Raw genomic sequence first — 13,816 nt, 5'->3', positions numbered from 1 at the left:
GAAATTATTGAATTCGTCTCTCCCAAGTCTTTTCTCAATACCGATTACCCATGACCAAATTTACTGACAAACTTCTGCGAGAGTGGCGGTAAAGTTTGGGTATGAGATGGCAGCTGCTTCGGCACGGTGAATGGTGGTGGTGCCGGTGGCGACTAGAGATGCGATCGCTAAACTCATGGCAATGCGATGATCTGTATGGCTATCTAGATCAGTACCCACAAGGGTTGTACCGCCAGTAATTTCCATACCATCAGGTAATTCGGTGACTTTGGCGCCCATTTTATTGAGTTGCTGGGCCATGACAGTAATGCGATCGCTTTCTTTGACCCGCAACTCTTCTGCATCCCGAATAATGGTTGTCCCTTCGGCAAATGCCGCCGCCACCGCCAAAATCGGAATTTCATCAATCAATCTCGGGATAATATCCCCGGCTATGGTGCAGCAATGCATTGCACTAGAACGCACTCGCAAATCAGCTACTGGTTCACCAGCAACTTCTCGCTCATTTTCCCGTTGGATATCTGCTCCCATCAGCGCCAAAGCTTCTAAAATACCAGTGCGGGTAGGATTAACGCCGACATTTTCAATTACCAAGTCAGAACCTGGGACAATTGCCCCTGCGACTAACCAAAAGGCAGCTGAACTGATATCTCCTGGTACAATTACTTTCTGCCCATACAGTCGAGCCGGGCCAGTAACGGTAACGCTATTGGTTTCCGGGTCGATGCTGAGTTCTGCCCCAAAAGCCCGGAACATCCGTTCACTGTGATCTCGCGATAAGGCGGGTTCGGTAACGGTAGTTTGTCCCTCAGTCATTAAACCCGCCAGCAGGATGCAGGATTTAACTTGGGCTGAGGCGATAGGCGAGTGATAATGAATCGGTTTGAGGGCTTGTCCTTGAATTGCCAAGGGTGCTAAAGCACTGCCATTACGTCCCCAAATTTGGCCCCCCATTTGTTGCAAAGGTTTAACAACACGGGACATGGGACGCGATCGCAAAGAACTATCGCCTGTTACAGTAAAAAAGCGCCCTGGATGAGATGCCAAAAGTCCTAACATCAGTCGCAGTGTCGTGCCAGAGTTACCAGCATTTAACACATCAACCGGTTCAGAGAAATTTCCCAGACCAATACCTTTAACCCGCACAAATTCTGGATTTAATTCCGAAATGTCCGCACCCATAGCTCGAAAACAGCTAGCAGTGCTGCGGGGGTCTTCTCCCAAAAGAAGTCCTTGAATCTGAGTGTCACCTCCAGCCATAGCACCCAACATGAGAGCACGGTGGGAAATAGATTTATCCCCAGGAACCCGGATGCGACCTTGTAGGGACAGCCCAAAAGGAGGTCGCTGAATAACTAACTTCTGAGAAAGGTTTTCTTGAGTTTCTACGGTTATGACAGCAGCCGACATTAGGATACACTGGCTTTTGAATACACTGGAAGTTCATCAGCGACTTCATTCGCCGCCGTTAGTCACTTCCGCCTAGTATCTTATCGCTTTTCGTGATCTGAAGATTACTCAAATCTACCCAAAGTAAATCTTAATATTCAATTTTTCTACCCGCTCTACCATCATCTAAGCAGCCCTGAAGAAAAAATTTTGCATCTATCCCGACTACCACTATATTGAATCGGTAACCTAAGAGTCTTCACACAAGTATTACAAGCTGAATTTTCGGGTAACCTTTCTGGAGAAAAAGCCTAATTTTCACTGTTTAACCCAGCACATTACCAGTTTGTGTCCTAATTTGTCTATCTTAATCAATCAGCAGATTCAGTTAACATGAAAGATGTTTTACTATTTATTTGCTTAAGCAGACAAGCCAAAGAGTGTTCATTTCATTTTATTCAATAGCTTCTAGCTCTTAATCGCTCCCATGCTGACTCATCACCGCAAGCCCGTGTGCTTATCAATTATTTCCACTGACCTGCCAGTCTGGTCTGTTGTCGAAACTGCCGGGACATTGTATCAAAAAGATACTGACCGATTCCATTTACTGTTGACCGCACCGCCCCTTATTAGCTGTGAAGTAGCGAGTTTATCAAGTTCAGAGGACACGCTAGCTCAAAACAGGAACAATGCTTATGCCCCCAACAGCCCCAGAATTTTGTGGTTGGAGATTTCCCCTTACCGAGTAATTATGACCATGCAAGGTAATGCTCAAGTGAGTTATCGGCACTTCTGGGAACAGGGCGTTTATGGTGTGAGTCGTTATTGGTTACCAACAGAGTCATTGCAATCTAAAGAGCCAATTCGCTTACGAAATTTTACTAAAAGTTTAACCCTCAGTGGTCACCCCTTGCCAGCACATCTGCGGCTAGAATATGAATTGTGGGCAGAAAAAGTTCAACTGGGACGCTACATCTTAAATTTGGAAATTCAGCACTGATAGTCAACTCTTTTACGAAAATTGAAGCAGAAAGCCCAGTAGTACAAGACTAGTTAAGCTAGTCTTGTATGTTCTTTATAGGTAGGATGAATATGTAGGTAGCTTTAGCTAATGTTTAAAGTCATTAACTATATAGCTGTTTAATCACAAAAATATTTCGATTCTATTAGTCCCTTGTATCTAGGTTGGCTCAATCCAAACTCTACTAAGACTTACCTGAAAATATCACTAGTGAGTATCGCTTTCTCGGAATTAACAATTAACAATTAAAAAAGTAGATTCCACAAGCTTTTGAGTTGAACCTCACTGGTTAGTTATTTTTGCCCCGATGCACTAGTTATTCTGCCGAACCAAATAGTCAATAGCAGCAACGTAGGTGCTCTAAACTTCCAGCTTCTTACTTATTTCTGTGTAACTTATATCAACAAAGTCAGCAGCCACCTCTGCCCAATCCCTTGGCTGAAAATTTTGATAAATTCTCCACACCATTTGCACTAAATCTTGTCTATGTTGATCGCACCACATCAAGCGCTCTACAAAGCTTTCGGGGCTACGAATTGGCAATATCCAACCGGTTTCTCCTTCAACGACGATATCTAGACTAGCACAGTTTGTAGTAGAAAGAATTGGTATTCCGGCAGCTTGAGCTTGGGCTAAAACTACAGCATAACCATCTTCAATAGTTGTAAAAATGAATATATCTGCCCAAGCGTAAAATTCGGGTAATTCATATTGAGGCTGCTTGGGAATAAATTCAATATTACCACTACTATTTTGGACTAGTTGACTAACTTCGCTGTTAACATTACCAACGAATTTAAATTGGAAATGATTACCTCCTAATTCAGCTATTTTACTAAAATCTATCGCACCTTTGCGATATGAATAAGTACCAACCATTAAGACACGAAGTGGGTTTTTAGAGCTAATTCTGTGACACCGCTCTTTAATAACCTGCCGAACTGGGTAAAATTTTTCTAATTGAGTGCCTAAAGGTAGAACTTTAAGTTTCTCTTGGACAATACCTTGATCAATAAAAGATCGTTTAGCAAAGGTCGAGAGTACTATAACTAGATCAGAAATTTGATATTCTCGCTCTTCCCTAGCAATGATCCAGTTACTTGGTTTATCAACGGATACCCTAGCCCGTTTCTCTTCTGCTGAAAGAATTTGAAATTGAGTCCGAATATGAGCAGAACCTCTGACAACAGCTTTAAGTACATGCTTATTTGATAGGGCTTGAAAAATCTCTTCGGCAACTCCACTAAAAGCATAGACCACATCATATTCTTGTTTGACGATAATTTGAGTAGCCCAGCTAGAAAATTTAGTATGAAGCAAAGCTTCTAAATTAACCTGATCTAGAATTCTCTGAACTTTACCCGAAATCCGAGCAAAGATACCATGTATTAAAAACGATTTAACATGTTTTTTGTTAATCCCGAATTTCTCGACGATGTTCTTGGGATAATTCGTAAATAGAGTAACATCATTTCCCTGCTTAATTAATTCCCGTGCCAAATCGAATGCATGGAAGCGACCATGAACCACAATAGCAATTTTAAGTTTCATGGGTTAATATTTTGAGGGTAACAATAATGTCATGTTATGAGATAAACCAGATAAACATCCTAAGGCGCATTTAAACCCAAGTTCCGTAGCCATTAACTTTAATAACTCTGGTACATCATCAGGGTAGTTTTTCGCATCATTCATTGGCATTGAAGGTAACAATCTCCAAATAACTTGTGCTGTAATCTGTGGCTAACAGCGCTAACTCTGCTTGGATATGCTTCACAAAAAAGCAATGCCGACAAATAAACATTGCCAAGAGTGATTTTTTAGCTGCAAAAGTCGAGAGGTGATTTTTTTTGCAGATACCACCTTAGATAGATGCAAATATTGTGGTTGAGTGGTTAAAGGCAAGGTTGTGGAAGTAGTTAAAGCCATAGCTCCTCCAATAAATTCTGCATCTCTTGCTATTATTAGCTGTTAAAATAACATAATTTTCCCTAAATTCATATACAGTAAATTTACCGAGTTCCCATTTTTTATTTTTCCTTCAGCTACAAAAAATAAATTGGTTTTTATCTAGCAATCTTATCTGATTTGTAAAAATTAATTTTTTGTCTCACGCAGAGTCACAGAGAGGAGGAAAGAAGGAGAGTTTTCATAAATGATTTAGGATTGATTTAGATTCGCCAAAACACCAAAGATGCTATGTCCTATAAAGAGGTCTAATCTTATGAGAGAGACCAAAATAGTCATCTCTGAACGACTGTTGAGCAGTTCTGCATAGGGTGTCAAGCTGGTGCGTAGACGAGTAGCCGCATAATATAAAATATATAACCTGTCTCCATCCGCTGCGGATGAAGTTTGATGCAGAGGTAGTGGGTTGAGTTAGTCTCCGCTCTCAATTGGTACACGCTCTCAGTCATTATTCAATTCAAGCTTGTCGTCACAACTCCGGAAATAACTTAATAATAACTTTTATTTATCAATTCAAGAATTAAAAATATTTGCTCTTATCAACGAGACTTCCTAACATATTGTTATACGAACTTACCTAGCCAGTACAAGGTTAGATTTCGATTTCTAGCCTAAAGCCAAAAAACATAGTGAAAACACACCATAACTATGCAGAGGTGAGCAAGCACATTTTTTAGAAGTGCTTGCGACCAAAGGATTTTATGCAGGTCATCTCTGCTTTCTCTGAATTGCTATTGACTAAACTTCCTACAAACTCCCAATTTCTCAAATTTGGGTGAATTGAAACCGCCCATTTGGATGAAGCAAAAAACACCCAAGTAGTCTAAATGGAAAAAGTTGAAATTGAGCAAAAAGTTGACCATAGATAGTAATAAAGAGTAGTGATTAAACTTCGTTCTAGTTAAGGATAACTCCATGAAACTTACAACATTAAAATCTACTGCACAGTTATTTGCTTTTGTCACACTCTTCTGTGGAATGACTAGGAATAAAGTGGTTGATAATAGCAATACTAATCCATCAATAGACACAGCAATCAAGCCTAAGACTTTATCTAGTTATTCCCCGAATATCAATTACCTCAAACCCTTTGATACTGCTTTTCTTGCTTATCACATGATGGGTCTTAACAAGTTTTGAATCTCCTAAGCTACATTAGCACTATCGAGTTGATCAAAAGAAAAATTTCTTACCAAAAAACGTTAATTACACCTACTTCTAGTTGATCATAAATCTATGAAACTCACAACTTTGATAAAGTCTGCACTCATGATCGCTTCTATTGCACTTTTACAAGGAATCGCTAGCGCTCAAACACCTACTAGCAACAATATTGCTCAAGCAATAAACCCAGCCGGCAACTCCCTTAATGTCAACCATCTCAAACCATTTAATGTTGCTTTTCTTGCTTATCAAGGCTATCTGAAAGAGCAAGGTATTCCCAGTGCAAGCGCTTTGATATTTGAATATCAAACAGGAAAGCTTACAGCAGAAGATGTGGTAAAGGCTGCTATCAAAGCGAACAAGTTACCAGCACAAGTTTTGAATGATCAAAGTTATCTCAACGCTGTTGAGTCGCAGCTTGCATCATTCGCTGATGATTCATCTAACTAAATACTGGTTTATTGTCAAAATAAACAAAACCCCTCTTAAAGAGCTTTTTCCCCCCTTGGAAAGGGGAGCAAGGAGGGATCTCGATCAATTCTGATACGAATCAGACATCCTCTTAATATAGAGGGGTTTTTAGTTGGTAGGATAATTGGAACTTTTGGTTGTACTGTGGATGTAAAAAAGTAAATTAATATTTGTAAAAATAGAATCTGTTAATTGTCATTGGATGTTAGGGTATTTAAGTTTGACTTTTAGCCAAAGATGATAGAAACAAGTCAAGCAACTCAATTTCGCTACGCAGCGCAGCATAAGCCCAACCAGTTGATTTATGGAACTGGACAAACAGCAGTGATTACAGGGTGGACTGTGAGAGATGCGATCGCAAAACACCTTCAACCGTCAGAGTATGCTGTAATAGGGCAGTTGTATTCACCCACTAGGGGGATAAACTTACTAATTCGCAATTTGCTACATAACCCCCATGTACGCTTTTTAGTGGTTCTCAACGCTACTAAGGAAGACAAAAACGCTGGTGCGTGCCAATGTTTACTAGATTTTTTCCGTAATGGAGTTGAAGAAAGCATCAGCGACACAGGGCGGAAATCTTGGGTAATTCGCTCTGCTATTCCCGGTTATATTGATATTGATATTGATATTAATGCTTTAGAAAAACTGCGGCATTCTGTAAACTGGCAAGAAGCTAAATCAATTACAGAAGCAGTTAATCAAGTTAAATCTTATGCCCAAAAAGCAGCAATTCAACCTTGGGGCGTTCCCCTAGACTTTCCCATGTCTGCTGTTGAACCAACAGTTTTACCAGGGCCACGCTACGGACACAGAATCGAAGGTAAGACTATAGCAGAAACTTGGGTAAAAATCATTCATCGAATTAAGACAACGGGAACAATTCGCCCAACTGGCTATGATGGACAATGGCAAGAATTAATAGATTTGATAGCGATTGTTACAGATGAGCCTGCTGATTTCTACTTTCCTGAACCGAATTATTTACCAATTGACCGCAGTTTTATTCAAGAATATATTTCACAAATTTTAGATGATGCTCCTCAACAAGAAGGAGTTAAATATACTTATGGTCAACGTTTACGTTCTTGGTTTGGGCGTGACCAAATTCAGGAAGTTATTGATAAATTAGTGGCTGATATTGATTCTGCTAGGGCTGTAATGTCTTTATGGGATGCTAGCCATGATGCTAATGACAGTCCCCCATGCCTTAACCATATTTGGGTAAGAATTGTTGATCATCAGTTATCTTTAACGGCAACTTTCCGCAGTAATGATATGTTTTCGGCATGGCCTGCAAATGCTATGGGGTTGCGGGAGTTACAACGATATATTTGTGATGCTATTACTCAAAAGTCTAACCATGTTTTGAAGATGGGCCCGTTAATTACTATTAGTCAAAGCGCCCATATTTATGATGACTGTTTTGAAAATACTGAAAATGTGATTACTTCCCAATATACCAAAATTTGCCAGCAACGAGATTACGCAGATCCTGCGGGTAGTTTTGTAATTACTGTCCAGGATAGCAGCATTTTTGTAGAACACATGACTCCAGGTTCTGGAGAAGTGGTTAATTGTTATTCTGGTAAATCTGCAAGTCAACTTTCGCGGCAAATTGTAGCAGATTGTCCTGGTTTGCAAGTTGAACACGCGATATATTTGGGATCTGAGTTGCAAAAGGCAGAGATTGCTTTATCGAACAAACAAGAGTTGATTTATGAGCAAGATAAACAGCTAAAAATACATTTTATTGAAAACTAATTATCGTAAAAAGTGATATGGGGTAGGCCGCACAGCCACCAGCAATTTCCTAGGAATTTATCAGGAATCACATCTATTTGCCCACCCTACAAGAGCAGCGATCAAACTTATTAATCCCTTAATTTTTAAGCTGATATCCGTGATCGCACCACAAAATCTCTTTAGCAGTGGTCAATCGACGAATTTTCGGACATCCAGAAGAATTACTCGATCTCCGCAGAGGCTTACGGATAAAAAGGCATTATTGGGACTCCACGAGACATGCCAGACAAACTTTTCCTCAAAGTTAAAACGATACACTTCTCGTCCAGTCTCTGCGTGCCAGAGCCGTAATGTCTGATCGTCTCCGCCTGTTGCCAGGATACGCCCATCTCGACTCCACCGCACACAATTGACTTCTCCTTCGTGGCCTAAACAGCAAACCAGTTCATCCAGGGTATCTACCCGAAATACCGATACCCGACCATTTCCACAACCTACAGCCAGCAGATTATCTCTATTCCACCAGGATACGGAGAGTGGCTTACTCTGAAAATCTATACAACGCATTTCCGTACCATTAACGGCATTCCAAAAACGTAATGTGGCATCGTTGGAGCCAGATACAAGGCTCAGTCCATCTGGAGACCAAGCGACAGTGACCACCCATGCATCATGTCCTTTGCAACTGACAATGTGATTCTTCGTTTCGATTGAGCGGCTGTAAGATATTTGAACTGCCGTTTCCTGCTGCCGCTGCACTATTTCCGGAAAGGATATTTATATTTTTATTAAATCATAGGATAGGTATAGTATTAAAATATCAATAAATATAAAATAGCCAATATAAAATTCCCTCTCTACTTGCAATATGTCTCAATATTGCCGTTCCTATATACTAGGAGGAACCTACTTTCTCACCTTAGTGACTTATCAGAGAAATCCTATTTTTTCTGAACCAGAAAATGTATCTCTTTTACGCGCTGCTATAACTCAAACTCGGAAAGAAAGACCATTTGAAATTACCGCAGCTGTAGTTTTACCTGAACATCTTTATTTTCTCTGGACTTTACCACCAAACGACGCTGATTATTCGCAGCGAATTTTACGTTTCAAGGTGTTGTTTACACGTTCTTTACAGGGGAAAGGCTCTTTACCTGTAAATGTTTCTGCTTCCCGTCGTAAGCACCGGGAAAGTGATGTTTGGCAGCGCCGATTTTGGGAACATACAATCCAAGATGAGAATGATTGACACAGGCATTTAGATTATATTCATTACAACCCGGTTAAGCATGGGTTGGTTTTTTGTCCTCATTTGTGGACATATTCTAGTTTTCATCGTTGGGTAGAAAGGGATAAGTATCAATTAAGTTGGGGTTGTTGTTGTGATGGAAGACAAACTTCAGCCCCTGATTTTGCAGGGATGTCATTTGGTGAATAATGGTGTGGTGGGCATTGATTTTAATGCTCTGTTGTTTTGACATTTTTTGAATTCAAAATGCACTCATAGAGCCTACGGCTCCCGTAAGGGATACAAAATTCTGTTAGGAAGAGAAGAATGGAAATAATTTTGAATTAATTAATTCTGGGTACAAGCCCCCGCCACAATCTTTGATTTGGCGGTCAACAAGAAAGTGGTGAGTCCAAGCTCCCACTAATTGTCTTTAATTTTGAATTTTGAATTTTGAATTTTGAATTGGAGCGAAGCGACTTGACATATTTTTCGGTGCAATGCCCACCCTACAAGATAGGCGATCGCACTATTTCAAATGCCTCGCCCTCTCGACATGAGATCCTTTAGCACTACGCGCCCTCTCCTACCTACTGCACTAAGTGTTTTTCTTTCTAACATTATTTCGACACGCTCTATCCATTTATCGTGGGAGGTACAAACTTAAGTCGTCGTCATCTTCTATATCTTCCCCTTCACTGAACTGCTCTGCCAATCTCTCTTCCAGGTATTGCCGCCTCTCCACTGACATTTGTTCTGGGATGGGCGGCATGGTCGTCTCTTCCGTAGTCATAAGTTCACTAACTGTTGCCTCTTCCCTATTGGGTGGATTATCGTCTCGTTCCGGCTTCGGTGTCGCATTCTGTTTGTGCATGGTTCAGTCCAGATATTCCTCTTCCTGTTTCTTTTCTATTGTCGAATCTTGCAACTTATTTATCTCCTCTTTGCCTTGTATAACTTTTTTGAGCGTTTCCAGGAGTTGGCCTCGTTCATATCCTAGTACTTCCGCCAATTCTTCACTAATTATCTTTTCAATCTCCTCCAGATCACTTGTCAATTTTTTCTTTTTATATACTGCTATTAATTTCTCTTGTCTCAGATCTAATTGTATGTATATTTTGTCCTTCCCGCTTCGTGCTACAACAGTAAACGTGTTATATGCTAACAGAGCCGATTTTGTGATAGCCTCATCGGGGTTGAGTATCTGTTGCGGTTGAAATGTTACTACATGTTCATCATTTGCTCCGTAGCTCTTTATGGATCCTGATTCGTCAAGTTTGTAAGTACTAGAGCGAACTTTCGCTGGAATTTCCTTGGTTACCACGATGGGATGGTTGACATTGAATCCTGGATCCATCAAGATGTATCCTGCATCTTTCTCGTCTTTTGCGTTCTTGAACGCGATCATTGCGGCACCGTGACCGTAGTACTCCTTCCCGGCGAAGGTCGCGGCACACGGATAGGCAGGCAACTTCGTCATTTGCCGCACTTGATCCGCAAACTGAATGCCCTGTCCGACACATTGGGAGCCTTTGGCCTTTTCAATTGACAAGGTGGATTGATAGCTGAAACTCTGAAAGGCTTTTTGCGGTGTCATCCCTTTGTCCTCTTTCCGCTTCTCGTTCAAATGGTCTAGGTACGCCGCAGCATCTTCAAGCGAATTGTACCGTACGACAGCGAGATATTCGGTGAGCAAGGGCTGTACCGCTTCACATATCTCATTTGATCCCACATTGGCATATTGAGTCGCATCTAGCTCTTGAAAGACTGCCTGCGGAAGAATCACTGTGCCTCGTTCATTCTGCTTCGTTTCTTCCTTCGGTTTTTCTTCCTCGTTTTCGGATACGCGCTGTACCGCCCCCCCATTCTGCTGCACCACATGGGTCAACTCATGGGCAATTAACTCCTGACCCCCGCTACTCCCAGGCTCATAGGCCCCCTGCCGGAAGAACACATCCTGCCCGGTTGTAAACGCCTTCGCCTGTATCGACTGACTCATCTCATCTGCCCCAGAGTCAGTATGTACCCGCACACCACTAAAATCTGCACCCATTACCGGCTCTATCTTGGCGCGAAAGGCTGCATCTAATGCTCCTCCTCCACCCCTGGCTTGATTTAATTTAGTTTCAAAATCTGCTTGCACATCCGGTACATGGCTGGCTCTCAACCCGTTCTGACGCATCAAGGGCATTTCCACACCAGGGCTAAGTCTGCTCGCAAGTATGGGGATAACTGGCTTTCGCTGTAGACTCTTGTCGAATCCATCCTCTCTTGGGGGTGCTGTAATGCCCGGTGCTGCTGGTGCATTCATTTTTTGCACTACTTCCGCTGCCACTCTGTCCGCTTCTTGTTCGTATTGATCCCCTGGTTCACCGATGGTCAGCTTGGCTTGCACTCCCACTATTCCCGCATTACTCACCGCAGGTATGGAGTTTTTTGACATCGAACGATTAATATTTTCAATAATACTTCCTCTTCTATTTACGGGTTGGGCGGCTTTTTCCCCGTTACCTGCCGTTTCCTGCTCCCGCTGCACTATTTCGGGAAACGGTCTTGATGTAAATATGCTTTTACTTGCAGCCTGGGTTGTGGGTTGCCATGCCGCCGCATTTGTCTTACCACCCGATTTAGACATATTTTCCCTTCTTTTATTCTAATATTTTTAATCTGCTTCACTATTGTATAATATGTACTATGTCTTTAGATAGATGCTCATCATTAAACTAACTTAAGATTCCTGCCAAAAAATTATGCCGAGCGCTATGGTTCATGCTCTAATCTACAATCCTACTAACATTGTCAATGATGTAGTGTAGTCCGTGGAATTTCCATAATACTCGATTTAAAAAATACATAAGCGGAAAACGCTTAAAACCGTCTATGAAAACTACTGCCATCTCAAACTCTTATCAATCCAACTTGCAATCTCTGCAATCAGAAATAGAGCGCATCAGGCACTTATTAGAATGTTATATTGAGGGAAAATCATCAAATTATCAGGCTAATTCTGCTATCTCTCCACCCGTGGCTCTTGGGCAATTAAGCAGTAAATTTAATCTCCAAAAGTTTGAACGGGATATACTCTTGCTCTGTCTGTCCAGGGAAATAGACCCCAGCGTTGCAGACTTGTGTGCCCAAGCTGCTGGCAACCCCAATCAAGATTATCCTACCCTCAGTTTAGCTCTGGGAGCATTTCCCGACGCTAATTGGTTTGTTGTCTCTCCCCAAAACCCATTACAACGATGGAAAATGATCGAGTTTGCCCCTGGTTTTACTCTCACCCAAGCAGCGATGAGAATAGACCAGCGCATTCTCTGTTATTTGTTAGGGGTGCCTGCTGTTGATCAGCATTTATCAGGAATAGCCAGTTTTCCCAATTTAGACAATACTGCCATTATTCTGCCACCATCCCAACAAGTTATAGCCGATCAACTAATTGCCACTTGGTCAAATGCCCCAAACCAATTGCCACAACTGCAACTCTGTGGGATTGATTATTCTAGTAAATATCATATTTATTCTCATTTGTGCGATCGCCTCAACTACAACTTAGGCATTATTTCCACCGCATCACTACCCACCAGCCCCAATGATATCTATCAACTCACCCAAAGGTGGGAACGAGAAGCCATATTAAGCGATCGCGTGTTATTCTTAGTTTGTGACCACTCCACAGATGACCCTCACCAGAAAGCCGCTATTTCCCTATTTATCGAAAATATCAACACAGCTTTAATCATCAGTTCTAGAGAACGTCTCCAAAATCAACAACGAGCTTTAATCAATTTTGACGTGACCCCTCTGAGTTTTGAAGAGCAAACAGCAATTTGGTCAACTCACTTGGAAGAAGAGGCGATCAATCTGAAGGTCGAAATTACGATACTTGCATCCCAATTCAATCTTAACTACATCACAATACAAGCCGCTTGTCAACAAACCAAAAGTGCAGAATCCTCTTCTCTGGAGAGACTTTGGAATTTCTGCCGCACTCAAGCCCGTCCCCAACTGGATAACCTAGCCCAACGCATAGATACAACAGCCCAGTGGACAGACTTAGTTTTACCAGAAAGACCAGTCCAAGTTCTCAAAGACATTGCTGACCAACTGCAACAACGTCACAAAGTTTACCGTGATTGGGGCTTTGCTAAAAAAAGTGGTCGCGGCTTAGGAATCACAGCCCTATTTTACGGTGATAGCGGTACTGGTAAAACTATGGCAGCAGAGTTACTTGCTAATCAATTTGGTTTGGATCTTTACCGCATCGACCTGAGTGCAGTAGTCAGTAAATATATTGGTGAGACAGAAAAGAATTTAGCACGCATTTTCGATGCTGCGGAAACCGGAGGAGCGATTTTACTGTTTGATGAAGCCGATGCTTTATTTGGAAAACGTTCGGAAGTTAAAGACAGTCACGATCGCCATGCTAATGTGGAAGTCAGTTATCTACTCCAACGGATGGAAGCATACCAAGGTTTAGCCATCTTGACAACTAACCTCAAAGATGCTTTAGATAATGCCTTTATGCGGCGTATCCGCTTCATGGTAGAGTTTCCATTCCCCGCAGCAGAATCCCGCGCCCAAATTTGGCAACGTATCTTCCCAACTTTAACACCAACCCAAGAACTCGACTATGTGAAACTGGGACAACTGCAAGTAGCTGGGGGTAATATCCGCAACATAGCCATGATATCTGCTTTTTTAGCGGCTAATCAGAATGAACCTGTAATGATGAAACACATCAAAACAGCAGCACAACGGGAGTGTGTGAAATTGAAAAAGATATTGACTGATAAAGAAGTGCAAGGCTGGACATAATCAATTTATGTACT

General features: G+C 41.6%; 13 protein-coding genes. 6 read left to right on the top strand and 7 right to left on the bottom strand.

From position 1 onward, the window contains the following. Nucleotides 1-60: 60 nt before the first annotated feature. Nucleotides 61-1,410, bottom strand: coding sequence for a 3-phosphoshikimate 1-carboxyvinyltransferase (gene aroA, locus CYLST_RS00405; protein ID WP_015205725.1), 1,350 nt, complete (start codon nucleotides 1,408-1,410; stop codon nucleotides 61-63). A gap of 466 nt (nucleotides 1,411-1,876) precedes the next feature. On the opposite strand from aroA, the gene CYLST_RS00400 reads away from it, so the two are divergent. Beyond that, the gene (locus tag CYLST_RS00400; RefSeq protein ID WP_015205724.1) at nucleotides 1,877-2,389 is read left to right on the top strand and encodes a hypothetical protein; all 513 of its coding nucleotides are present in this window, start codon (nucleotides 1,877-1,879) and stop codon (nucleotides 2,387-2,389) included. A gap of 381 nt (nucleotides 2,390-2,770) precedes the next feature. On the opposite strand, the gene CYLST_RS00395 is transcribed toward CYLST_RS00400, so the two are convergent. Next, nucleotides 2,771-3,961 carry a glycosyltransferase family 4 protein gene (locus tag CYLST_RS00395; protein ID WP_015205723.1) on the bottom strand — a complete coding sequence of 397 codons (1,191 nt, stop codon included), beginning with the start codon at nucleotides 3,959-3,961 and terminating at the stop codon, nucleotides 2,771-2,773. Between the two features lie 222 nt (nucleotides 3,962-4,183). Beyond that, nucleotides 4,184-4,339, bottom strand: a complete 156-nt coding sequence (locus CYLST_RS36495) for a hypothetical protein (RefSeq protein WP_157162500.1) — start codon at nucleotides 4,337-4,339, stop codon at nucleotides 4,184-4,186. A 954-nt stretch (nucleotides 4,340-5,293) separates the two neighbouring features. Between CYLST_RS36495 and CYLST_RS34000 the strand changes: the two genes are divergently transcribed. From CYLST_RS34000 to CYLST_RS00385, 3 genes are all read left to right on the top strand, one after another. Next, nucleotides 5,294-5,518, top strand: coding sequence for a hypothetical protein (locus tag CYLST_RS34000; protein WP_015205722.1), 225 nt, complete (start codon nucleotides 5,294-5,296; stop codon nucleotides 5,516-5,518). Nucleotides 5,519-5,614: 96 nt separating this feature from the next. Beyond that, complete coding sequence (locus tag CYLST_RS00390) at nucleotides 5,615-5,992, top strand: hypothetical protein (protein ID WP_015205721.1); 378 nt, start codon at nucleotides 5,615-5,617, stop codon at nucleotides 5,990-5,992. A 258-nt stretch (nucleotides 5,993-6,250) separates the two neighbouring features. Beyond that, nucleotides 6,251-7,777, top strand: coding sequence for a thymidylate synthase (locus CYLST_RS00385; protein WP_015205720.1), 1,527 nt, complete (start codon nucleotides 6,251-6,253; stop codon nucleotides 7,775-7,777). A 171-nt stretch (nucleotides 7,778-7,948) separates the two neighbouring features. Here the strand turns inward: CYLST_RS00385 and CYLST_RS00380 are convergent, their stop codons facing one another. Further along, nucleotides 7,949-8,518, bottom strand: coding sequence for a WD40 repeat domain-containing protein (locus tag CYLST_RS00380; protein ID WP_015205719.1), 570 nt, complete (start codon nucleotides 8,516-8,518; stop codon nucleotides 7,949-7,951). A gap of 109 nt (nucleotides 8,519-8,627) precedes the next feature. Between CYLST_RS00380 and CYLST_RS00375 the strand changes: the two genes are divergently transcribed. After that, entirely contained in the window at nucleotides 8,628-9,008 is a 381-nt protein-coding gene (locus tag CYLST_RS00375; RefSeq protein ID WP_245587452.1) for an REP-associated tyrosine transposase, read from the top strand. 76 nt (nucleotides 9,009-9,084) lie between these two features. Here the strand turns inward: CYLST_RS00375 and CYLST_RS35655 are convergent, their stop codons facing one another. From CYLST_RS35655 to CYLST_RS32085, 3 genes are all read right to left on the bottom strand, one after another. Then, the gene (locus CYLST_RS35655; RefSeq protein WP_245587451.1) at nucleotides 9,085-9,240 is read right to left on the bottom strand and encodes a hypothetical protein; all 156 of its coding nucleotides are present in this window, start codon (nucleotides 9,238-9,240) and stop codon (nucleotides 9,085-9,087) included. 390 nt (nucleotides 9,241-9,630) lie between these two features. After that, nucleotides 9,631-9,861 carry a hypothetical protein gene (locus tag CYLST_RS00370; protein WP_015205718.1) on the bottom strand — a complete coding sequence of 77 codons (231 nt, stop codon included), beginning with the start codon at nucleotides 9,859-9,861 and terminating at the stop codon, nucleotides 9,631-9,633. Nucleotides 9,862-9,864: 3 nt separating this feature from the next. After that, complete coding sequence (locus tag CYLST_RS32085) at nucleotides 9,865-11,622, bottom strand: eCIS core domain-containing protein (RefSeq protein WP_015205717.1); 1,758 nt, start codon at nucleotides 11,620-11,622, stop codon at nucleotides 9,865-9,867. A 245-nt stretch (nucleotides 11,623-11,867) separates the two neighbouring features. Here CYLST_RS32085 and CYLST_RS00360 point away from each other — a divergent pair, with 245 nt between their 5' ends. Next, a complete protein-coding gene (locus CYLST_RS00360; protein ID WP_015205716.1) occupies nucleotides 11,868-13,802 on the top strand; it encodes an ATP-binding protein in 1,935 nt (644 codons plus the stop codon). Nucleotides 13,803-13,816: the final 14 nt, after the last annotated feature.

This window comes from Cylindrospermum stagnale PCC 7417 (assembly GCF_000317535.1).
Taxonomy (GTDB): domain Bacteria; phylum Cyanobacteriota; class Cyanobacteriia; order Cyanobacteriales; family Nostocaceae; genus Cylindrospermum; species Cylindrospermum stagnale.
This window is presented reverse-complemented; position numbering and strand designations above follow the sequence as displayed.

Excerpts from the sequence above, each read along its gene's own strand:
- aroA (WP_015205725.1), bottom strand. The coding sequence starts at position 1,410 with ATGTCGGCTGCTGTCATAACCGTAGAAACTCAAGAAAACCTTTCTCAG.
- CYLST_RS00400 (WP_015205724.1), top strand. The coding sequence starts at position 1,877 with ATGCTGACTCATCACCGCAAGCCCGTGTGCTTATCAATTATTTCCACT.
- CYLST_RS00395 (WP_015205723.1), bottom strand. The coding sequence starts at position 3,961 with ATGAAACTTAAAATTGCTATTGTGGTTCATGGTCGCTTCCATGCATTC.
- CYLST_RS36495 (WP_157162500.1), bottom strand. The coding sequence starts at position 4,339 with ATGGCTTTAACTACTTCCACAACCTTGCCTTTAACCACTCAACCACAA.
- CYLST_RS34000 (WP_015205722.1), top strand. The coding sequence starts at position 5,294 with ATGAAACTTACAACATTAAAATCTACTGCACAGTTATTTGCTTTTGTC.
- CYLST_RS00390 (WP_015205721.1), top strand. The coding sequence starts at position 5,615 with ATGAAACTCACAACTTTGATAAAGTCTGCACTCATGATCGCTTCTATT.
- CYLST_RS00385 (WP_015205720.1), top strand. The coding sequence starts at position 6,251 with ATGATAGAAACAAGTCAAGCAACTCAATTTCGCTACGCAGCGCAGCAT.
- CYLST_RS00375 (WP_245587452.1), top strand. The coding sequence starts at position 8,628 with ATGTCTCAATATTGCCGTTCCTATATACTAGGAGGAACCTACTTTCTC.
- CYLST_RS35655 (WP_245587451.1), bottom strand. The coding sequence starts at position 9,240 with ATGTCAAAACAACAGAGCATTAAAATCAATGCCCACCACACCATTATT.
- CYLST_RS00370 (WP_015205718.1), bottom strand. The coding sequence starts at position 9,861 with ATGCACAAACAGAATGCGACACCGAAGCCGGAACGAGACGATAATCCA.
- CYLST_RS32085 (WP_015205717.1), bottom strand. The coding sequence starts at position 11,622 with ATGTCTAAATCGGGTGGTAAGACAAATGCGGCGGCATGGCAACCCACA.
- CYLST_RS00360 (WP_015205716.1), top strand. The coding sequence starts at position 11,868 with ATGAAAACTACTGCCATCTCAAACTCTTATCAATCCAACTTGCAATCT.